This is a genomic window from Maridesulfovibrio sp. FT414 (assembly GCF_050916235.1).
GTDB lineage: Bacteria > Desulfobacterota > Desulfovibrionia > Desulfovibrionales > Desulfovibrionaceae > Maridesulfovibrio.
On the sequence record NZ_CP104854.1, the window covers coordinates 3,046,538 to 3,066,300 of the forward strand.

Genomic DNA, 19,763 nt, shown 5'->3' on the forward strand with positions numbered 1-19,763 from the left:
TGACTTGTCGTTTTGTAAAAATAAATATAAGTTGATTCCTGCCCAAGTCTCTTACATATTTTCCGTGACAATGTTAGAAGGGTAAGTCTGTCCGCTGCCGATTATGCCTGACGCAGAGGAAATCCTTCGTGGATGCCGGACGGTGTGAATCTGTTCGGATGTCGGAAGCCAAGTACGATCATCAGGGCACGGCAGTCCTGCCGGAAGCCTGTATAACGAGAGAGCGAAATGTCACTTAAGGATAAATTGAATTTGCAGGGAGATCCGTTGTATCTTGTCGACGGTTCAGCTTTTTTCTACCGCGGTTTTCATGCTTACCCGGACCTGAAGCGTTCGGATGGTTTTCCCACCAATGCCCTTTATATTGTATTGCGGGTTCTGCTTAAGCTATTCAAGGAAGAAAAACCGAAGTATCTTGCGTTCATGCTTGACGGCAAGGGCAAGAATTTCAGGCATGAGCTGTATGACCAGTACAAGGCTCAGCGCCCGCCTATGCCTGATGATCTGCGGGTGCAGATTGAGCCTCTGAAAGAGGCCATGGCCGTTTTCGGTGTTCCCCTGATTGTATCTGAAGGAGAGGAGGCTGATGACTGCATAGCCTCGCTGGCCGTGCGCTACAAGTCCGAGCGGCCCGTTATCATCCTCGGTGCGGACAAGGATCTCAAGCAGTGCCTTGATGAAAACGTGTTTATGTGGGACCCGGCCGGACGGGCGGAAAAGATTACCTCCCTTGCGGATTTCCGTGAGGAGACAGGGCTGGAACCGCACCAGTGGGCTGATTTTCAGGCTCTTGTCGGGGACTCCGCCGATAACATTCCGGGGGTTCCTGGCGTAGGCAAGGTTACAGCCACAAAGCTCATGGCCAAGTATCCTACCCTTGAGGCTCTTCGCGACAACTATGAGAAGCTTCAGCCTGCCATTAAGAAGAAAATGAAGGATGAGCTTGAAAATATTTTTACCTATCGGGAATTGACCAGACTCAAGCAGGACAGTTGTGCCAGTCTTGATCTGGGACGTCTTACGGTAAAGCCTGCTGATTCCGGACAGGTGTCATCGTACCTTGAAACTTATGAATTCCGGTCGCTGGTACGGGATGTACGCAGTATATTCCCAGCTGTGGCCGCGGCTGCACCTGCAGCTTCCGGTTCAGGAAGTGTTTCTGCTGCTAAATCCAAAAAAGCAAATTCCGGGCTGTTATCCCTGTTCGGCGAGGAGGCTCCTCCGAAGTCTGACCCGGACAGCAGGCTCAGCGTGCGCAAGGTCTCTATCAATGATCTGCCTGATTTCAGCGGCGGAGAGGTCGGTCTGGTTCGCGAGGGGTCCACATATTTCATCGGTTTTGCCGGAGAGGAATGGATGTGCAGAACCGGGGCTGCCGAGCTGGTTGAGAAATTGCTGCCGGCAAAGACTCTAGCCGTTGCTGATGTTAAGTCCTTTTTCCGGGCAGACCGGGGCTGGCGCAAGATAGGTCTATCGCGCTGGTTCGATTTGAGTCTTGCTTCCTATCTGTTGAATCCGGAAGAACGCAACTACGGCTGGGACCGCTTGCGGTCGATGCTTTTTGCCGGAGATGAGCTGCCCGATGCCGTAGACGAGGTCCATCCCGATGCACAGGGGATGGCTGCACTGGCCTTGATGCACGTGCTGGCACCAAGGGTGCAGTCCGCAGGACTTGAGGAACTGATTAAAACCCTTGAGACCCCATTAATTCCGGTTCTTGCTGATATGGAGGATGCCGGTATTACCATCGACCTGAGCTCCTTTGCCGAGTTCCTTACCGAGGTGAGCCAGCGCGTGGACGAATTAACCGGGATCATTCATGAGCGTGCCGGAGAAGAATTCAATATCCGCTCCAGTCAGCAGATGAGTAATGTGCTTTTTGACAAGCTCGGCCTTGTTCCCGGCGGCAAGACTCCAAAAGGAGCCCTTTCCACCTCGAACACCGTGCTTGAAAAGCTGCTCGGACAGCATGAGATCATAACCGATATTCTTGAATACCGGAAAATGGAGAAGCTGCGTTCCACCTACCTTGAGCCGTTGCCGAAGCTGGTGAACTCTGACGGACGCATCCACACCCATTTCAATCAGCTGGCAACAGCCACTGGCCGCCTGTCCAGCTCCGGACCCAACTTGCAGAACATTCCTATCCGCGGAAAGCAGGGCAAGCGCATGCGTGCCTGTTTTACTGCCGGTAAGGGTCTGCGCCTTGCTGCCGCTGACTATTCTCAGGTTGAATTGCGTGTGCTGGCCCATTTTTCCAGTGACCCAACGCTAGTGTCGGCTTTTGAGCATGACGAGGACATCCATTCCCGTACCGCGGCCCTTCTTTTTGATAAGGAGCCTGCTGAGATTACTGCCGATGAGCGCCGGAATGCGAAGACCATCAACTTCGGCCTGATTTACGGTATGGGACCGCAGAAGCTTTCCCGCGAACTGGGCATCAAGATTAACGAGGCCAAGGAATTTATAGCACGATACTTCGAGAAGCTGGGCGTGTTGAGGGACTTTTATGATTCTGTGGTGGAACAGGGCAGGGAGAAGGGCTATGTCACAACCCTTTCCGGACGCAGACGGCTTCTGCCGGAGCTCCATTCCACCAACCAGCAGGTAGTTTCGCAGGCCCGCAGGCAGGCGATCAATACGGTGATTCAGGGCAGTGCCGCGGATATAATCAAGATGGCCATGATCAAGGTCGCAGACAATTCCGAGATAAAACATCTGGGTGGACGTCTGATCCTGCAGATTCATGACGAACTTCTCGTAGAGGGCCCGGAGGGCAACATTGAGGAGATAGGACGGTTGCTGCAGGAAGACATGCAGAGTGTCACCCGGCTGGCAGTCCCGCTTAAGGTTGATCTCGGACTGGGCAGAAACTGGGCTCAGGCACACTGATTGGGAAAACCTCCGGCAATACCGTGAGGTCATGCCGGAGGTTTTGTTTTTAATGCTTGAATGTTGCGGCTAATGTTTTTAGAATCCGGCAGATTATACGTTTCAAGGAGTGTTGCAATGTCTGATAAGAAATGCGGATGCGGAAGTGAATATGCCAAGGATATGCCCCTGCCGGAGGTTACCTTTTCCACTTTCATCATGTCTCTCAGCTCTTCAGCCATGGTTCATCTTGGCGAGATAGCTGATCCGTCCACTGGAAAGGTCCAATACTCCCCGATGCTTGCCAAGCATTCCATTGACGTGCTCGCGCTGCTGAAAGATAAGATTCAGAATGGAATGACCGCAGATGAGGAACGCCTCCTTTGTGATCTTCTGTGCAACCTGCGCATGAAATATGTGCAGAAGACCAAGCGAAGTTAGCCAGTAAATTTTTCGATCTGGTTTTGTGCAGGGCGTACTGATTGCCTGTAACTCCCTGCGCAGGAACCTGCTTGTATTTGTTTTTTGTCTCTGCACATTTTAGTGTCTAGCGAAAGTCAGTGTCCGGCTACCAAAGATGCTGCCCTGTCTCAGTTTTTCATCTCCGTAAGGTTCGAAGCAAAGCCTCCTCGCAAACGGTTGACGGGTCTTTGGAACACCTTTGGTTTTTTTGCTGGAACGGCTTAACCTGCTTTCTTTGCGGAGCAAAGGCGGAGCCTTTTTTTCGGCTTCTTCGGGCAAGGGGCTATTTCACATCTCACATGGCGCGTCTGCGCAATAAATTTCAAGGATAGATCAAATGAGTGCAATACCTGTAGGACTTGTCGGTGTTACCGGTTATACCGGAATGGAGCTTGCCAGAATTCTGAGCAACCACAGCGGAATGAAACTTGTCCGGGTTACTTCGCGTGCCGAAGCTGGAAAGAAGCTTGCGGCGATCTATCCTTTCCTGAATGGCATGGAACTCGGCAATCTTGAGATTACTGCTCCGGATGTGGACGATTTGGAAAAGTCCTGCAAGCTGGTTTTTCTTGCGGTTCCGCACAAGACCGCCATGACCATCGGCGGTGAGCTTCATGACCGCGGCATCAAGGTTGTGGATCTCAGTGCTGACTTCAGGATCAGAGATCGTGAAACCTACGAGGCATGGTACAAGGTTGATCATAGCCGCGAAGACCTGCTTCGCACGGCTGTTTACGGTCTGCCCGAATTTTATCGTGACGAGGTCAGGAAAGCCCAACTGGTGGCTAACCCCGGCTGCTATCCTACTTCCGTAATTGTCGGACTTACCCCGGCTCTGCGGGAAGGACTCATTGAAACGGATGACATCGTGATCGATGCCAAGTCCGGCGCCAGCGGTGCCGGGCGCGGTGCAAACGTGGGAACTTTGTTCTGCGAAGTTGCTGATTCCTTCCGTGCCTACGGACTGACCACCCACCGTCATACACCGGAAATCGAACAGGAACTCAGCGCAGCTGCGGGCAAGGGTCTTACCGTATCATTCAATACTCACCTTCTGCCCATTGACCGCGGTATCCTCTCCACCATCTACACCAAGCTCAAGCCGGGTGTAACTGCTGATGACGTGCGTGCTGCCTATGATAAGGCCTACGGCAATGAAAAGATGATCCGGGTGCTTCCTGCAGGTCAGCTGCCCGAGACTCGTTGGGTCAGGGGCACCATGTTCTGTGACGTTGGGCTTGTTCCCGACCCGAGAACCGGAAGGCTGATTGTTCTTTCCGCCATCGATAACCTCTGCCGTGGGGCATCGGGGCAGGCTGTTGCCAACGCCAACCTAATGCTTGGATTTGCTGAGGATGAGGGGCTGCGCATGGCTCCGATGATGCCCTGATTGTCTGTTACGCATGAATCCGTTTTGTTCGTTGAAACCGTTTATCTAATAAGGTAAACTGGTTGCAACTGACAAGCTAACCGTAATTGGTTGTATCGTATTATGGCGGATTTATTATGACTGCTGATTCAGAACTCTTTCTGGACTCCTTTTTTGTGGCCCGGCAGCCTGTATTTGACTCCGGACATTCAATATGGGGATACGAGTTACTGTTCCGTAATTCGGCTGAAAGCACCAGTGCAGCAATCGGGAACGAGGACACTGCGACCTCGCAGGTTATTGCTGACGGTTTCGGCCTTATTCAGGAAGATTTGAAAAAGGGCCAGCGGCTGCTGGTTAATTTCCCGCGCAATATGCTGCTGGAAAACGCGGCAGACCTGCTCCCGCCGGATGTCTGCGTTGTGGAGATCCTTGAACATGTGGACCCGGAGCCGGATGTCGTTCAAGCTTTGAAAAAACTTAAAGAAAACGGCTATGTGCTGGCTCTTGATGATTATGTCGGGCAGAAGGGGGTCGAGCCTTTCCTGGAGCTTGCTGACATTGTCAAGGTTGAGTGTCTTGGTGCCGGGCGCGAAGAGTTGGCTGACATAGCTTCCTACCTCAAGAAGTACAACGTGACTCTGCTTGCTGAAAAGGTCGAAGACAATGAAATGTTCGGCTACTGCAAGGAACTGGGCTTTGAGCTTTTTCAGGGATTCTTTTTCAGCCGTCCTGAGATCATACCGGGAAAGAAGATTTCATCCAGTAATCTCATTCGCATGCAGCTTCTGAAATCAATCAGCGGTGATGACTTTGATGTGAGCGATCTGGCGCGAGTCATAAATTCCGATGTTTCGATCAGTTACCGCCTGCTCAGGTTCATGAATTCCCCCTCATTCGGACTGCCGCATACCGTCAAGTCCATCAAACAGGTTATTGCCCTCATCGGGTACAAAAAGCTGGCCGGGTGGTTGAGAGTAATCATTCTCTCAGACATGTGTTCCGGACCTGCCGGGAATGAGCTTGCCTTCCTTTCCATCAAACGTGCCAAGTTCCTTGAGCTTTTGGCATTGGAAAATAAAAAAGGCTGTCTGCCTGCCGATTCCATGTTTCTAATGGGGCTCCTTTCCCTGCTGGACGTGCTCATGGGCCGCCCCATGGAAGAATTGATGAGTGAACTTCCTATCGGAGAAGAGCTTGTCAATGCGCTCACGAAGAAGAGTTCCTGCGGGTTCTGGCTTGATCTTGTAGAAGCCTTTGAAAGGGCTGACTGGAACGGCCTTGGAAACATAATTGCGCAGAACAGGCTTTCCGCGATGGCTGTGGCTCGCATACATCTGGCGTCCATGCAGTGGGCGAGTGAAATCCTGTGTATGAATACAACGGATTCTAAAGCCTGACGGTTTCGGAGGGAGAATGCGGATTGGCACTAATGAATTTGATCTCTTGCGCACTCAGATTTACAAGCTATGCGGCCTGAGGATTCCTGACGGCAAAGAGTATCTGATTGAGCACCGCCTTGCCCCCCTATTGCATGAGAGTGGCTGCAGTTCATGGATGGAATTTTACGAGCTGCTTTGCAGGCCGAATGTTGCCTTTCGCGACGAAGTCGTATCGGCTATCAGCACTAATGAGACCAGTTTTTTTCGGGACAGCCATCCCTTTGTTTTTATCCGCGATAACCTTCTTCCCGGATTGGTGCGTGAGCGTAAAGCCGGGCGCAAGATACGTATCTGGTGTGCAGCTTCTTCAACCGGACAGGAACCTTATTCCCTGTCCATGTTGATTCATGAATTCTGCAGCGGTTTGTCTCGCAGTAATGTTTCACCAACTGATTTTTCCATACTGGCTACTGACATTTCAGGCAGAGTGCTGGATCAGGCGCAGACGGGTGTTTTTTCCCGTCTTGAGCTGTCCAGAGGACTGCCTTCCGGGTATACCAGATATTTCGAGCGCCATGATCGGAACTGGAAAGTCAATGCCGATGTACGTTCCCTTGTCTCATTCAGGAAATTCAACCTGCTCAATTCGTTCGGTCCGTTGGGGAAATTTGATTTTGTAATGTGTCGCAATGTGCTGATTTATTTTGACGACCAGACAAAAGTGGATATTGTCCACCGCATCCATGAGCTTTTGCCGGATAAGGGTTACCTCATGCTCGGAGCTACGGAAACGCTTGCCGGACATACGGACCGGTTCGCAGCTGAGCGTTCCGGGCCGATAATTCTTTACCGCAAGGGTGTTGGAGGGACAACCGGGCTGAAGCGTTCCGAAGATTCCCTGAAAAACAAAAAAGCCTTTTCCTCATGATGGGTAAAGGCTTCTGAAGACTCTCTAAGTTGCTGTTAAATATCGTATTTGTTTCCGAAAAGCGTCCGTATTTTCTGGATGAACAGGTCCATGTCGGCAACCGGTTTGAGCAGGACATTGTCAGACGATATTCCGTAAGCTCTGACATCCGGCGGAACCGCGTAGTCTACAGACCCGGTGTGGATGATGAAATCCATATCGGGGTGCAGGGCCTTGAGGTGAATGATCAGGTCATTTCCGTGCATAACCGGAAGACGCATGTCCACAATGGCGATATCCGCATGGTCTGTTTTCATCAGTTGCAGGGCTTCTTCGGCGCTTCCTACCGATACAACCTCAAGACCTTCGTCTTCAAGGTAGTCGACAAGATTTTCTCTGACCATCTGTTCATCATCTACAACCAGAATGCGCATAAATTCTCCATCGTTAACAGCATAGTCAAATATCGGCCCCGTTGTGTGCTCTTGGTGCGGCAGACTGCAGGCCAATCCTCGATCCTCGCTGTTAAGCTTACTGGAATGTAATTTTAATGGCAACGAAAATGATTGGAACTAGCATTGGACGATCAGTAAGATAGTTTAAAAACAAAGGGCCTCCGTTTCCAGAGGCCCTTTGTTTTTAAACAGATGCTGCCTAGCAGCAGAATGTGTTGTATACGATCCGATCCTTATATTCGGCTTTCTTTCCGTCGTTCCACTGTTTGACGGGGCGGTAGTAGCCCACAATGCGGGTGTAGACCTCGGATTCGGCTCCGCAGTCCGGGCACTCGTGGTGTTCGCCGTGTATGTATCCGTGCTCCTTGCATATGGAGAAGGTCGGCGTAATGGAAAGGTAAGGGATCTTGGTGTTGCGGAAGGCCTTGATGATGAAACTCTTCAGCGCATCAAGGTCGGCAATGGATTCACCAAGGAATGTGTGGAATACCGTTCCGCCGGTGTAAAGCGGCTGCAGTTTGTTCTGATGGGTCAGGGCCAGGATCACATCATCGGAAACGCCCACCGGCAGGGTGGTGGAGTTTGTGTAGTAAGGTGTCCCGTTACCGGAGGTTTTGATGTCTGCGTAAAGAGATTTGTCTATCTTTGCCAGACGATAGCTGGTGCCTTCAGCCGGAGTCGCCTCAAGGTTGTAGAGGTTGCCGGTTTCCTCCTGAAATACGGCTGTCAGATCACGCAGGTGGTTCAGGACCCGTGTCATGAGTCTGATGCCTGAGGGAGAGTCGATTCCCTTGCCCAGCAGGTTCAGGCAGGCCTCGTGGCCTCCCAGCAGTCCGATGGTGGAGAAATGGCCCTTATATCCGTTTTTGAGATAGCGGCGGGACCACGGGAACATGCCGTTGTCGAGGTTGGTCTGGATCAGCTTGCGTTTGAATTCGAGAGAGTCCTTGGCCAGGATGGCGTACTCTTCGATTAGATCCAGAAAATCTTCCTCGCCCTGCGCCAGATAAGCCATCTTGGGCAGGTTCAGGGTAACAACGCCTATGGACCCGGTAAGGTCCCCGGCTCCGAACAGCCCGCCGACCTTGTTGCGCAGTTCGCGCAGGTCCATCTGCAGGCGGCAGCACATGGAACGGACATCTTCCGGGTTAAGGTCGGAACTGATGAAATTCTGGAAATACGGAACCCCGTATTTGGCGGTCAGTTCCAGCAGGCTTCTGCCGATGCGGGAATCCCAGGGGAAGTCCTCGGTTACGTTATACGTGGGGATGGGAAACGAGAAGATACGGTTGTGATAGTCTCCGTTGAGCATGACCTCAATGAAGGAGCGGTTGATCATTTCCATTTCTTCAGCGTATTCGCCGTAGGTGGAATCCTGAAGTTCTCCTCCGATGATGACCGCTTCGTTTGCAATGTGTTTCGGCGGTACAAGGTCAAAGGAAAGGTTGGTGAACGGACTCTGTCCGCCCCATCTGGAGGTTGTGTTCAGGTTGAAAACGAATTTCTGCATGGCCTGACGCACTTCTTCGTAGGAAATTCCGTCATGGCGGATGAACGGTGCAAGGTAGGTATCAACGTTGTTGAAAGCCTGTGCTCCGGCCCATTCATTCTGGAGGGTTCCGAGGAAGTTGACCATCTGGCCGAGAACTGCGTCAAAATGCTTGGCCGGACCGGCACAGGAGCGTCCTTCAAGGTTGAAGCCTTCGAGCAGCAGGTCGCGAAGAGACCATCCGGCGCAATATCCGGCCAGGCCGTAGGAAAGATCGTGAACGTGGAAATAGCCGTGTTCGTGGGCCTGCCTGATTTCTTCAGGATATTTTTCAAGTGCGTAGCGGGCCTGTATGGTTCCTGAAAGATGCAGCATGAGCCCCTGAAATGAATGGGTCATGTTGGCGTTTTCAGAAACGCGCCAGTCGCTCTTTTCAAGGTACTCGTCGATGGTTTCCCTGATGTCGAGATAGGCGTCTTTCTGGTTTCTGAGTCGGCGGCGGCTATCCCTGTAGAGTATGAATTTCTTGGCTACGCTGTGCAGGCGCGAATCCATCAGCACTTCTTCGACCATGTTCTGGACATGTTCCTGTTCGGGAATGTCGATACCTTCGAGCTTGCGCTCCACCTGTCTGGCCATTCTTCTGGACATCAGGGGGTCTTTGATTCCGCTGGCGTTGAGTGCTTTGAAAATGGCCTGTGCAATACGGTCAGTCGACCATGTTTCCAACCGGCCGTCTCGCTTCATTATCTGCGTGGGCATGCTCTCTCCTTGGAGGAATGTAGTTCTGGATGGTCAATTCGAATCCATCCGGAAGGTAACCTTTGGCTGTTTCCACATCTTCGTCCGTAAGGATGGGTACCTTTGTCAGACGAAAATAGAAGGCTTGGGGGTTAGCCTCGGCGAGGGCGAAGACTCTCTCCAGATTCCTGCGCGCTGCTTCGGCGGTGACAGCCCGCCCGGTAAGGGCAGGGTACTTCTCATACGGTCCTTTTACATCAATAGCGAATACGTCCGCCAATTTCTGCCGGAGAATGTCTTCCAGTACGTCAGGAAGCATTCCGTTGCTGTCCATTTTTATGGGCAGGCCGGAAATGCGTCTGATTTCGTGAAGGATTTCCCCCAGTCCTGGTACTGCAGTAGGCTCGCCACCTGTAATTGTGACCCCGTCAAGCCAGCGTGCTCTATCCCTAAGGAAAGTTGTCATGTCTCTTCTGGACAGCAGTGGAAGGTTTTCCATGTTCCACGCCATGTCAAAATTGTGGCAGGTAGGGCAGCTGAGGTTGCAGCCGCCGAGAAAGAAAACGCAGCTTGTTCTGCCAGGCCAGTCGCACAGGCTTAAAGGCTCAATGCCGCGAAGATGTGTCCATCCGGAAGAGATATTGCTCATAGTCATATATGTGTTTTTGTTATGGTCTTGTCGAATTATGAAAAGGGGAGAAGTCCCTTTTGTTTTTGGTGCGGCCCGCCAATAATCAGGGCCGTTGTGGCTACGGAGAAAACACTAACTCAGCCCTGGAGTTTTGTACAGGGGGGTATTTGAAAATTTGTCGTTACATGCCCAAAATTAGTGTTTATCTTAAATTATGGACAAATATTTAGAATATTAAAAAGTTTTCCACAGGTTCATAACCTTAAAAAGCGTCGAAAAAACAGGATTTTTTCTAAACAAAGTTTAGAAAAAAAAGCTGTATTCGGAATCGCAGGGAGGTTTTAGACAAGGGAAAAGTTATGTGAGGAAGGGCGCAGATTTGCGCAAAAAGATTCATTTCGGTAACATGCCGGATACGGGTTTGAAAAGCTTTTTCTGCACGAGTTGAAGCTGGTCTGAACCGCTCTCTTGTCTGAAACAGTGAGCTGGAGTATCTGTGGTCAGCATGGCAGATTTATAAATCAGAATGAGAATCGTATTTGCGGGGTGTTATGAAGAAAATATTATTGGCAGTCCTTGTCGGTATTCTTTGTCTTGGGGCTACTGCGGCTTTTGCCCGGAGTATGGAAGAGGAGCGGGCCATGTGTCTGACCCGTCAGGCCCTTGCCCGGGCCCAATGCAAGGATCCTGCCGACTACAGCTATGTAGGTGTGCAGCAGGGAGATGTGTATGTTTACAACGGGTTCTACGGAGCCAAGTATACGGATTTCTTCTGCAAGCTTACCCCCGGCGAAATAATGATAATTTCCCGGAACAAGAAATTCAGGCGCAGCGTCAAATATTACTTAGATGAAAACGAATGCGGCATAATCGATTATTTCCCGGCTTCCTGTAATGACCGGCATGAGATCAGGTGCTGCTTCCCTAAGTCAGAGAAGGAAATCAAGGCTGACCGTGAGGCGGAATTCTGGCAGCGGACCATTCCAGATCTGCTTAAAGAGGATCAGGAGGAGGCATTGAAGGAGCTTCAGAACAGGACTTCTAAATCTTCCGAAGCCAAGCCAGAAGGGCAATCAGGGGAGTAAGGGCGTAAAGCGGCCAGTAGACCCGGTGGTAGGTGAAGAAGATAACTGCGCCAAGCAGGAAAAGGGCATAAATCCAGGCTTCTCCGTGCTTGGAGAACATGTTGTTTTTTTCGAACGAAATGTGAAACATGTCGGAGCTTCCGCCTGACCCGGAGTAGCCGTTCATTTTTTTTCTGCCCGACTGGAGTTTATGTCCGCAGGATTCACATATTTTAGCGGCGTCGTTGTTCTTGTTGCCACATTTGTTGCAGGTGATCATGATTGTTGGGTCCGTAGCGTTTGTATTGGCTTATCTCGGCATGGCCGCAGGCGTGTATTCTCCGGCAAGTCATTAAAACATTATTTAAGATACTTGTAGCAAAAAAGATGCCCTATGCTAATGATAATACCTGCGGCATGGCAGCCATTGCCGCACTTTATCCTTTGTAAAAAAGCAAACTGCTTGACTAATATGGCAAAATTGAGACATTTTCATGCAAATAATCAGTTAGGCAGGATGGATATTTCATGAGTGAAGCGTTGCAGGGAAATGCACAGGTTCCTGATAAAGACAAGCGCATTGAATTTTATCTGGAGATTCTGGGCAGGCTCAAGGAGCGCAGTACGTTGCGCGAAGTGCTTGAGCGTGAAGTTTTCCTTGAATTCATCAAGTACAACAATAGCCGCATTAATGAATTTCCGCTGCTCGAAAAGCAGCAGAGCGGTATTATTGCTTTGCTCTGCCATCGTTCCATCGACCTGCCCGCCCATGAATTCATCAAGAAGACATTGAGTGAATTTATCCTTATGCTTGGGCGCTTCAGCAAGCTCAAGGATGGCAAGGATAAGGATGTTCTGGAAAATATCCGTTCCAGAATCATCAACGCCGAAACGCTGCTCATAAAGACTGTGCAGGGAGTTGTTTACGCCTCCTGTCTTATCTCGGACAATTTCGAGGAAGTGACTCTGCGTCATTTTGGTGAACCTGCGCTCAAAAAATACAACGCACTGCTTGAACAATTCGAGCTGGATCGGGATTTCTGGCGATCCCTGATTGAGCAGTTTATTACCTCTGAGGTAGAATCTTCGCTTCAGACCATGGTAGCGGAGGAAAAGTATACCCTGACCCGGGACAAGAGCTACCTGATTCTAAGATTTCCTTTTGATGAAGTAACGGGCAAGCTTGCGTCGGAAATTCCTCCCATTGACAAGACCAGAATTCAGGCCACCTTCGAAAAGGTGGCTGAGGATGAGGACTCTGCAAACGTCCTGGCAATGACCTACAAGGCCCTGATTGACGGAGGGGCGTTCATCCGCAGTGAAGGGATGAGCAACGAGAATATTGAGCGTATCGCGCGGATTGTATGCATTGATCCGGCCACTGCCAAATTCCGCAGTGATTATGACAACGCGTTGAAGCAGTTGCGCGAGTCCGTCCATGAGGCCGATGTCACGGAGATGGAAGCTGAACTTGCGCGTAAGCTCCAGTTCGCCCAGGATCAAATCTGTGCATGCGCTATCGGTGCAAGCCTTACACTTGATATAGTGGTCCGTGATTTTCTGCTGGGCCTCAAGACTTACACCAACAGAGATGAAAAGATTATATCCCTTTACCTGCGTCAGTTCGGTGTTGAGGCGCTGGATAAACTTTTCTTTTACCTGACAGAGGCCAGTTTTTCCGCGCTGCTTAAAAAGAAGATGAGCGGCGATGAGAGTAAATTGCAATTGAGGGTTCTGAAGCGCAGGCGTGCTGCTACTAAGAGTGTCACAGCCCTCAACGAGATCGGGATGACCAGAATCAGGATGTCCCGGCTTTGGCTCAAGGATCCAGGTAATCCGAACTGGCTGATTTTTAAGCACAACACTCCGCAGGATCTGATCAAGGAAATACAGCTTCTGGCTCTTGAAAGACAATTGGCCAAAGCAATCCTCACGCTATTCGATAATGGTGATTTCAAGGTCGAATTTCTGGTGTTCATCAGTCTGCAGGCTGTAGCAAAAGCCACCAAGGATATTCGAGGCAAGCTCAATGAGCTGCTTATGCGTTTCGGTATCGGTGAGCAGACTGACGAGCAGCTTGCCAAGAAGTTGCAGGCGGGGAGCAGATAGTTTTTCTGGATGCCTCCCGGCGGGCTCTCCGAGGGCCAAAGAAACTTTTTTGAAAAAAAGTTTCTCTGGACTCTTCCAAAAACTTTTTCAGCGGGGCTTCGCCTTTAGCATGTGAGAGTATTTGCTTGATATGGTTAATTTTCTGTGGCGAATGCTGCAAAATGGGAAGCCAAGAAGGGCAAAAAGTCTTTAAACTGGCCGTGCAGATTATCTGAGTTCTTTTTATGGATTAAAAGAATAGAATTTTTGAATGTTATTAATAGAGCCCCCCCAATATCCTTGAGGATATTGGGGGGCTCTTTGCTTTTACAGTGGCGTTTAGATGAACACGACAGTCTTGTTGCCGTCTACCAGCACCCGTTCGGTAAGGTGCCATTTTACGGCTCGGCTGAGTACCTGCCGTTCGATGTCGCGTCCGAGAATTTTGAGTTCGTCCACGTCATGGCGATGTGAAACACGAATTACGTCCTGCTCGATGATGGGGCCCTGATCCAGCTCTTCGGTCACGTAGTGTGCAGTGGCCCCGATGAGCTTGACCCCTCGTTCTCCGGCCCTGCGGTATGGGTCGGCGCCGACAAAGGCGGGCAGGAATGAATGGTGGATGTTGATGATGCGGTTCGGGTACGCATCGATCAGCTTGGGGGACAGAATCTGCATGTAACGGGCAAGGATCACCAGATCGGCATTACCGTCCAGCAGTTTGAGGATGCAGTCCTCTGTTTCCTCTTTCCTGCCCTTTTCGGCTGGAACATGGTGGAAGGGGACGCCGAAGGATTCAACAGCCTCGCGCAGGTCCGGGTGGTTGCTGATGACCATGGTGATAGTGGTGAAAAGCTCGTCGCGCTTGGCTCTCCAGAGCAGGTCCATGAGTGCATGGTCGAACTTGGAAACCAGAATTGCAGTTTTTTTTCTGATCCAGGCCGGATTGACGTTCCAGTCCATGTCGAATTTCTTAGCGACCTTTTCTGTAAATTCATTTCTGAATTCTTCAAGACTGCTCTCAATTCCGTTCAGGTGAAATTTCATTCTGAGGAAGAAACGCCCGCCGACAGGATCACTGGAATGCTGGTCGGAATGGATGATGTTGGCGTTCTTTGAGAACAGAAATCCGGAAACCGCTGCGACGATTCCGGGTCTGTCCTTACAGGTTACGGTAAGGTATGCCGTTGATTCTCTAGATGATGTCATAACGTTACTCTGTATATATAATGTTCTGTTTCGAAAAAAGGAAATCTTTTAGCAGGTAGGATGAATACAGGCAAGCTGACCCGTGTGGTGTCATATTTTGGATGTATCAAAAAATATAGCAGAAAAGTTTTCATTTCATCATAATTTGACTTTACAATTACGCAATGTGAATTTAATTGGTCTCGTTTTTAAAAATAATGAAAAGATGGTCCGGCTTCAAAAAAATTGTCCGGCCATTTTAAGGAGACCTGAAATCTATGATGAATGGCGCGATTGTGCAAAACGCAATAAACGGTTTCATGTACTTCGGGGATATTGTTTTTGCGGTCAGCGGGGCGCTTGCAGCCGGCAGGCGGCGCATGGATATTGTCGGTTACGTGCTTGTCGGGACCATTACCGGTCTCGGTGGCGGGTCGCTGCGCGATGTCCTGCTGGACCGACCGGTCTGGTGGACCCGGGAACCGCTTGAACTCTATCTGTGCATAGCAGCCACGTTGCTGACCTACTTCTGGCGATTCAACGTGACTGACCGCTACCGGGCAAGTGTCTGGTTTGATGCGCTGGGGCTGAGTGCCTTCGCCGTTACCGGGAGTACCGTGGCACTGCAGATGCAGGTACCCTGGACTATTGCCGTGTTCATGGGGATGATGACAGCTACCGGTGGCGGGGTTATCCGCGACCTCCTCATAGGTGCGCGTCCCATGATCCTGTGCGGAGAAATATACGCTGTGGCGGCTCTTGTAGGAGCTTTTGTGAACGTGGGAATGCTTCAGCTTGGCGAACAACCCGAAGTCGCAATGGCCTCAGGGTTTGTTGCAACGCTCATGCTGCGCGGAGTTACGATAGTTCACGGAATTCGGCTGGGCCCTCCGGGTGAATTTGTGCGTATCGGGCGGGCTGAGCAAGGCCTGGACATTTCCGGCGGACCACGTTGCTGATTCCGATGCGTTGTGCGCTGTTGACGATCTGGTTTCGCCGTCGTCGGCCAAATTTCCTGCCTTCCTCTGGAATCCCGACTGGTTTTGGGGCTGAAGTTTTATCGGCAAAGCCGGTTTTTCAGAGTCTATCTAACAGCATCTCTTGAAAATAGGGCGTGAATTTCAGTCCCATTTGAAAAAACTTACTGCATGTTTTGATCTGACAGTATGGACGATTAGAAGACCGTGATGTTTAACATCGCGGTCTTTTTGCGTTCAGTCCTTTGAATGTCCGGCGGCTTTATCGGGATTCTCTGTTCTGTACCGGTTTTTTTGTCTGATTTTGTTTCTTCCGGTTGCCCGTGTTGTGCGTTAGTCTTTCGGAAATCAGTAATAAACTACACGGAGAGTCACATGTTCAGAGATATTCAGAATACGAAGAAGATTTTATCGGAAGGGTCTGTGGAAGATATTTTGCGGGCCGGTGAGGAAGGCGTGCTGGCAACAGTCGGAGCGGACGGTTATCCTTACGCAGTTCCCCTCAATTATGTCTTTCATGACGGAGCGATCTATTTCCATTGCGCTTTGACCGGCCACAAGCTTGAGAATATCGCCTTCAACCCAAAAGTTTCCTTTTGTGTTTATGTGGACACGGAGCTTCTGCCTTCACAATTCAGTATCAGGTTCAGGAGTGTTGTGGTTTTCGGCCAAGCCGAAGAGGTTGCCGGGGAAGAGAAGAGGGAATCCCTTCTTGCGCTGGTACACCGTCTTTCTCCGGAACATGTCCCGGCCGGGGAAAAGTATATCAGGAACGATATTGACAAGACGCGTGTGTTCAAAATCAACATTGAGCACGCTACCGCAAAGGGGCGGCTGAAGTAGTCGCGCTTGCTGGAAGGTCTAAAACATAAAACGGCAGGATGACGATATGTCATGCCTGCCGTTTTTCTATGTGAAACTTAATCAAGTCTGCCGCGAAGCACAAGTTGTGCCGCCGGAGGCATGCCCGAAAATCAAGCGATTATGCCCAGTCGAGGATGACTTTTCCGGACTGTCCGGAGCGCATTACGTCGAAGCCTTTCTGGAAGTCGTCGATCTTGTAGTGGTGGGTGATGGCCGGGGTGATGTCCAGATTGGACTGGAGCATGGAGGCCATTTTGTACCAGGTTTCGAACATCTCGCGACCGTAGATGCCTTTGAGCTTGAGGCCCTTGAATACGACCATGTTCCAGTTGATGGCGGTCCCTTCGGGCAGGATACCGAGCAGGGCGATGTTGCCGCCGTGGTTCATCTTATCGAGCATGTCATTGAAGGCGTGGGGGCTGCCGGACATTTCGAGACCTACGTCGAAGCCTTCGGTCATCTTCAGTTCGTTCATGACATCAGCAAGTTTTTCCTTGCCGACGTTTACGGTGCGGGTAGCCCCGAGTCTGGATGCGATTTCGAGACGGTAGTCGTTGAGGTCGGTGATGACTACGTGGCGTGCTCCGGCGTGCCTTGCAATGGCAACAGCCATCATACCGATGGGGCCTGCACCGGTGATAAGAACGTCTTCTCCTACGAGGTCGAAGGAGAGGGCTGTGTGAGCTGCGTTGCCCAGCGGGTCAAGAATGGAAGCCACGTCATCGGAAATGGCGTCGGTAAGCTTGAACACGTTGGAGGCCGGAACACAGATGTATTCGGCAAAGCAGCCCGGGCGGTTCACGCCTACGCCGATGGTGTTGCGGCAGAGGTGTCTTTTACCGGCGCGGCAGTTGCGGCAGTGCCCGCAGGTTACGTGTCCTTCAGCGGAAACGCGGTCGCCTAGGGCCAGCCCCTGAACTTCACCGCCCATCTTTTCGATGGTGCCGACGAATTCGTGCCCTACAACCATGGGTACGGGAATGGTCTGCTGAGCCCATTTATCCCAGTTGTAGATGTGGATGTCGGTTCCGCAGATGGCGGTTTTCTTTACCTTGATGAGAACATCGTTATGTCCGCACTCGGGTACGGGAACTTCTTCCATCCAGATGCCTTCTTCGGCTTTGCTTTTAACCAGAGCTTTCATTGTCTTCATGGTAGTCTCTTTTATATATTTGTACGCCTGTTCTTTTCAGGCTTATTGTTTCATTCCTGCGGCTTATCAGCCAGAGCATTCAACGATACTTAACAGAGATTCCAAAGGGACTAATCCCCTATGGCTGCCAGCGGCGACATCAAACGGTTAAAAGCGCAACTCGCATCAGAAGCCGTTCTGCAGGACCGCCGAAGTCTCTGTAAATAAATCACTAATTGCTACTTGATGACCCCAAGTTCGCGTCCGACCTTGATGAAAGCGTCCACGGCCTTGTTGACCTGCTCTGGAGTATGTCCGGCAGACATCTGGGTTCTGATGCGGGCAGCTCCTTTGGGAACAACCGGGAAGCTGAAGCCGATGACGTAGATGCCTTCCTTGAGCAGCCCTGCAGCCATCTTCTGGGCCAGCACTGCGTCTCCGAGCATGACCGGGATGATGGGGTGGTTGCCGGGAACAAGTTCGAATCCTGCTTCGCTCATGCGGGTGCGGAAGATGCGGCTGTTTTCCTTAAGGCGGTCACGCAGTTCAGGCTTGCTGTCGATCATGTCGAGCACTGCGATGGAGGTGGAGGCGATGACCGGTGCAAGGGTGTTGGAGAACAGATAGGGGCGGGATCTCTGGCGCAGCCACTGGATGATCTCCTTGCGGCCGGATGTGTATCCGCCGGAAGCACCGCCGAGTGCCTTGCCGAGGGTGCCGGTGATGATGTCCACCCGGTCCATCACTCCGCAGTACTCGTGGGTTCCGCGTCCGTTCTCTCCTATGAAGCCCACTGCGTGGGAATCGTCAACCATAACAAGTGCGTCGTATTTGTCGGCAAGGTCGCACACTGCTTTGAGGTCGGCAATGATTCCGTCCATGGAAAAAACACCGTCAGTGACTATGAGGCGGTAGCGGCAGTCGGAAGCGGCTTTCAGCTGCTCTTCGAGGTCGGCCATATCATTGTTTTTGTAACGGAATCTTTTGGCCTTGCAGAGCCTTACTCCGTCAATGATGGAGGCATGGTTGAGTGCGTCGCTGATGACAGCGTCTTCTGGGCCGAGAATGGTTTCGAACAGCCCGCCGTTTGCATCAAAGCAGGAGCTGTAGAGTATGGTGTCTTCGGTGCCAAGGAACTCGCTGATTTTCTTTTCCAGTTCCTTGTGCACATCCTGGGTTCCGCAGATGAAGCGGACGGAGGAAAGGCCGAACCCGTACTTGTCGAGAGCAGCCTTGGCGGTCTCGATCAGTTCGGGGTTGTTGGCCAGCCCGAGGTAGTTATTGGCGCAGAAGTTGAGAACTTCCTGACCTCCGGCAACGGAAATTTGTGCCTGCTGCTGGGATGTTATGATTCTTTCATCTTTGTAAAGACCGGCGGCCTTAAGCTCCTCGGTCTGCTCCGAAAGTGACTTCAGTAAATTATTTTGCATATACTTTTCTCCCGTACGGAAATAAGGTTACTTCGTTTTGTTTAAAAAACGACATTAATAATGTTGTCAAGCAAAATTATGTGCTTTAAAATTGTGGAATGAGTAAAAACAGCGCAGTAAAGCCATTTTGGGGTAAAAAAAGTAGCTGATTGACGGATTTGTCATTATACCACTATGTATATTGCGTTATCAGGTAAAAAGACAAGCCATTTTGAAAAAAGGAGATATCGCGTGAAAGAGAGGCCTTTAGTTCTTGATGAAGTGGATAGTAAGATTATTGAAGAATTACAACAGAATGGACGTGAGTCTTACAAAAATATCGCACGCAAGCTGGGAGTTTCCGACGGTACTGTCCGGTTGCGCACCGAGCGAATGATCAAGCACGATTACCTGCGCATTACCGCTTCTGTTAATCCCTTGTACTTTGAAAACAGCCTTATCGCCATGGTCGGCATCAACCTTGAGGAACGTGCCAATACGGATATTATGGAAAGGATTGCTGCGGTCAGCGGAGTTCAGTCTGTGATAAACGTGTCCGGTCGGTTTGACCTGCTGGTGGAAGTATTCGTCTCTTCCAGAAACGCTTTCCGTCAGTTTCTTGTGGACGATCTGTCAAATGTGGGCGGTATTAAATCTACAGAAACTTTCATGTTCCTGGATGCGATCAACAAATGGGCCGAGCATAAAAAGATCTGATTACTGTTGTAATCCGG

At 50.7% G+C, this 19,763-nt stretch carries 17 protein-coding genes; 10 read left to right on the forward strand and 7 right to left on the reverse strand.

Annotated features, from left to right (window positions below; all coding sequences use genetic code 11):
- Nucleotides 1-228 precede the first annotated feature (228 nt).
- From polA to N7E73_RS13505, 5 genes are all read left to right on the forward strand, one after another.
- Nucleotides 229-2,892 (forward strand): DNA polymerase I, encoded by a 2,664-nt coding sequence (gene polA, locus N7E73_RS13485; RefSeq protein ID WP_432735384.1) that lies wholly within the window; start codon nucleotides 229-231, stop codon nucleotides 2,890-2,892.
- Between the two features lie 117 nt (nucleotides 2,893-3,009).
- Complete coding sequence (locus N7E73_RS13490) at nucleotides 3,010-3,312, forward strand: DUF1844 domain-containing protein (RefSeq protein WP_432735385.1); 303 nt, start codon at nucleotides 3,010-3,012, stop codon at nucleotides 3,310-3,312.
- Between the two features lie 358 nt (nucleotides 3,313-3,670).
- Complete coding sequence (gene argC, locus N7E73_RS13495; RefSeq protein ID WP_432735387.1) at nucleotides 3,671-4,723, forward strand: N-acetyl-gamma-glutamyl-phosphate reductase; 1,053 nt, start codon at nucleotides 3,671-3,673, stop codon at nucleotides 4,721-4,723.
- A gap of 116 nt (nucleotides 4,724-4,839) precedes the next feature.
- Complete coding sequence (locus N7E73_RS13500) at nucleotides 4,840-6,102, forward strand: EAL and HDOD domain-containing protein (RefSeq protein ID WP_432735388.1); 1,263 nt, start codon at nucleotides 4,840-4,842, stop codon at nucleotides 6,100-6,102.
- 16 nt (nucleotides 6,103-6,118) lie between these two features.
- A complete protein-coding gene (locus N7E73_RS13505) occupies nucleotides 6,119-7,012 on the forward strand; it encodes a CheR family methyltransferase (RefSeq protein WP_432735389.1) in 894 nt (297 codons plus the stop codon).
- A gap of 35 nt (nucleotides 7,013-7,047) precedes the next feature.
- Here N7E73_RS13505 and N7E73_RS13510 read toward each other — a convergent pair whose 3' ends face one another.
- The 3 genes from N7E73_RS13510 to N7E73_RS13520 all read right to left on the reverse strand — a co-directional run bounded on the left by N7E73_RS13510 (nucleotide 7,048) and on the right by N7E73_RS13520 (nucleotide 10,325).
- Entirely contained in the window at nucleotides 7,048-7,425 is a 378-nt protein-coding gene (locus tag N7E73_RS13510; protein WP_432735390.1) for a response regulator, read from the reverse strand.
- A gap of 220 nt (nucleotides 7,426-7,645) precedes the next feature.
- The gene (locus N7E73_RS13515) at nucleotides 7,646-9,697 is read right to left on the reverse strand and encodes a ribonucleoside triphosphate reductase (RefSeq protein ID WP_432735391.1); all 2,052 of its coding nucleotides are present in this window, start codon (nucleotides 9,695-9,697) and stop codon (nucleotides 7,646-7,648) included.
- The gene (locus N7E73_RS13520; RefSeq protein ID WP_432735392.1) at nucleotides 9,645-10,325 is read right to left on the reverse strand and encodes an anaerobic ribonucleoside-triphosphate reductase activating protein; all 681 of its coding nucleotides are present in this window, start codon (nucleotides 10,323-10,325) and stop codon (nucleotides 9,645-9,647) included. Before N7E73_RS13520 ends, N7E73_RS13515 begins: the two co-directional genes overlap by 53 nt.
- Before the next feature lie 533 nt (nucleotides 10,326-10,858).
- On the opposite strand from N7E73_RS13520, the gene N7E73_RS13525 reads away from it, so the two are divergent.
- A complete protein-coding gene (locus tag N7E73_RS13525; protein ID WP_432735393.1) occupies nucleotides 10,859-11,392 on the forward strand; it encodes a hypothetical protein in 534 nt (177 codons plus the stop codon).
- On the opposite strand, the gene N7E73_RS13530 is transcribed toward N7E73_RS13525, so the two are convergent.
- Nucleotides 11,349-11,651: a zinc-ribbon domain-containing protein gene (locus N7E73_RS13530; protein WP_432735394.1), complete on the reverse strand. Its 303-nt coding sequence runs from the start codon at nucleotides 11,649-11,651 to the stop codon at nucleotides 11,349-11,351. The genes N7E73_RS13525 and N7E73_RS13530 overlap by 44 nt on opposite strands.
- Before the next feature lie 248 nt (nucleotides 11,652-11,899).
- On the opposite strand from N7E73_RS13530, the gene N7E73_RS13535 reads away from it, so the two are divergent.
- Nucleotides 11,900-13,480: a hypothetical protein gene (locus N7E73_RS13535; RefSeq protein ID WP_432735395.1), complete on the forward strand. Its 1,581-nt coding sequence runs from the start codon at nucleotides 11,900-11,902 to the stop codon at nucleotides 13,478-13,480.
- 318 nt (nucleotides 13,481-13,798) lie between these two features.
- Here N7E73_RS13535 and purU read toward each other — a convergent pair whose 3' ends face one another.
- The gene (purU, locus tag N7E73_RS13540; RefSeq protein WP_432735396.1) at nucleotides 13,799-14,668 is read right to left on the reverse strand and encodes a formyltetrahydrofolate deformylase; all 870 of its coding nucleotides are present in this window, start codon (nucleotides 14,666-14,668) and stop codon (nucleotides 13,799-13,801) included.
- 257 nt (nucleotides 14,669-14,925) lie between these two features.
- Between purU and N7E73_RS13545 the strand changes: the two genes are divergently transcribed.
- Both N7E73_RS13545 and N7E73_RS13550 read left to right on the forward strand, forming a co-directional pair.
- Nucleotides 14,926-15,606 carry a trimeric intracellular cation channel family protein gene (locus N7E73_RS13545; RefSeq protein ID WP_432735397.1) on the forward strand — a complete coding sequence of 227 codons (681 nt, stop codon included), beginning with the start codon at nucleotides 14,926-14,928 and terminating at the stop codon, nucleotides 15,604-15,606.
- Nucleotides 15,607-15,999: 393 nt separating this feature from the next.
- Nucleotides 16,000-16,467, forward strand: coding sequence for a pyridoxamine 5'-phosphate oxidase family protein (locus N7E73_RS13550; protein ID WP_432735399.1), 468 nt, complete (start codon nucleotides 16,000-16,002; stop codon nucleotides 16,465-16,467).
- A gap of 139 nt (nucleotides 16,468-16,606) precedes the next feature.
- On the opposite strand, the gene tdh is transcribed toward N7E73_RS13550, so the two are convergent.
- Together tdh and N7E73_RS13560 are read right to left on the reverse strand one after the other, a co-directional pair.
- The gene (gene tdh / locus N7E73_RS13555) at nucleotides 16,607-17,641 is read right to left on the reverse strand and encodes an L-threonine 3-dehydrogenase (RefSeq protein WP_432735400.1); all 1,035 of its coding nucleotides are present in this window, start codon (nucleotides 17,639-17,641) and stop codon (nucleotides 16,607-16,609) included.
- A 218-nt stretch (nucleotides 17,642-17,859) separates the two neighbouring features.
- Nucleotides 17,860-19,050 carry a glycine C-acetyltransferase gene (locus N7E73_RS13560; RefSeq protein ID WP_432735401.1) on the reverse strand — a complete coding sequence of 397 codons (1,191 nt, stop codon included), beginning with the start codon at nucleotides 19,048-19,050 and terminating at the stop codon, nucleotides 17,860-17,862.
- Between the two features lie 231 nt (nucleotides 19,051-19,281).
- Here N7E73_RS13560 and N7E73_RS13565 point away from each other — a divergent pair, with 231 nt between their 5' ends.
- Nucleotides 19,282-19,746, forward strand: coding sequence for an Lrp/AsnC family transcriptional regulator (locus tag N7E73_RS13565; RefSeq protein ID WP_432735402.1), 465 nt, complete (start codon nucleotides 19,282-19,284; stop codon nucleotides 19,744-19,746).
- Nucleotides 19,747-19,763: the final 17 nt, after the last annotated feature.

What these genes read in the sequence shown, in the direction of transcription:
- polA (WP_432735384.1), top strand. Translation starts at nt 229, where the DNA reads ATGTCACTTAAGGATAAATTGAATTTGCAGGGAGATCCGTTGTATCTT.
- N7E73_RS13490 (WP_432735385.1), top strand. Translation starts at nt 3,010, where the DNA reads ATGTCTGATAAGAAATGCGGATGCGGAAGTGAATATGCCAAGGATATG.
- argC (WP_432735387.1), top strand. Translation starts at nt 3,671, where the DNA reads ATGAGTGCAATACCTGTAGGACTTGTCGGTGTTACCGGTTATACCGGA.
- N7E73_RS13500 (WP_432735388.1), top strand. Translation starts at nt 4,840, where the DNA reads ATGACTGCTGATTCAGAACTCTTTCTGGACTCCTTTTTTGTGGCCCGG.
- N7E73_RS13505 (WP_432735389.1), top strand. Translation starts at nt 6,119, where the DNA reads ATGCGGATTGGCACTAATGAATTTGATCTCTTGCGCACTCAGATTTAC.
- N7E73_RS13510 (WP_432735390.1), bottom strand. Translation starts at nt 7,425, where the DNA reads ATGCGCATTCTGGTTGTAGATGATGAACAGATGGTCAGAGAAAATCTT.
- N7E73_RS13515 (WP_432735391.1), bottom strand. Translation starts at nt 9,697, where the DNA reads ATGCCCACGCAGATAATGAAGCGAGACGGCCGGTTGGAAACATGGTCG.
- N7E73_RS13520 (WP_432735392.1), bottom strand. Translation starts at nt 10,325, where the DNA reads ATGAGCAATATCTCTTCCGGATGGACACATCTTCGCGGCATTGAGCCT.
- N7E73_RS13525 (WP_432735393.1), top strand. Translation starts at nt 10,859, where the DNA reads ATGAAGAAAATATTATTGGCAGTCCTTGTCGGTATTCTTTGTCTTGGG.
- N7E73_RS13530 (WP_432735394.1), bottom strand. Translation starts at nt 11,651, where the DNA reads ATGATCACCTGCAACAAATGTGGCAACAAGAACAACGACGCCGCTAAA.
- N7E73_RS13535 (WP_432735395.1), top strand. Translation starts at nt 11,900, where the DNA reads ATGAGTGAAGCGTTGCAGGGAAATGCACAGGTTCCTGATAAAGACAAG.
- purU (WP_432735396.1), bottom strand. Translation starts at nt 14,668, where the DNA reads ATGACATCATCTAGAGAATCAACGGCATACCTTACCGTAACCTGTAAG.
- N7E73_RS13545 (WP_432735397.1), top strand. Translation starts at nt 14,926, where the DNA reads ATGATGAATGGCGCGATTGTGCAAAACGCAATAAACGGTTTCATGTAC.
- N7E73_RS13550 (WP_432735399.1), top strand. Translation starts at nt 16,000, where the DNA reads ATGTTCAGAGATATTCAGAATACGAAGAAGATTTTATCGGAAGGGTCT.
- tdh (WP_432735400.1), bottom strand. Translation starts at nt 17,641, where the DNA reads ATGAAGACAATGAAAGCTCTGGTTAAAAGCAAAGCCGAAGAAGGCATC.
- N7E73_RS13560 (WP_432735401.1), bottom strand. Translation starts at nt 19,050, where the DNA reads ATGCAAAATAATTTACTGAAGTCACTTTCGGAGCAGACCGAGGAGCTT.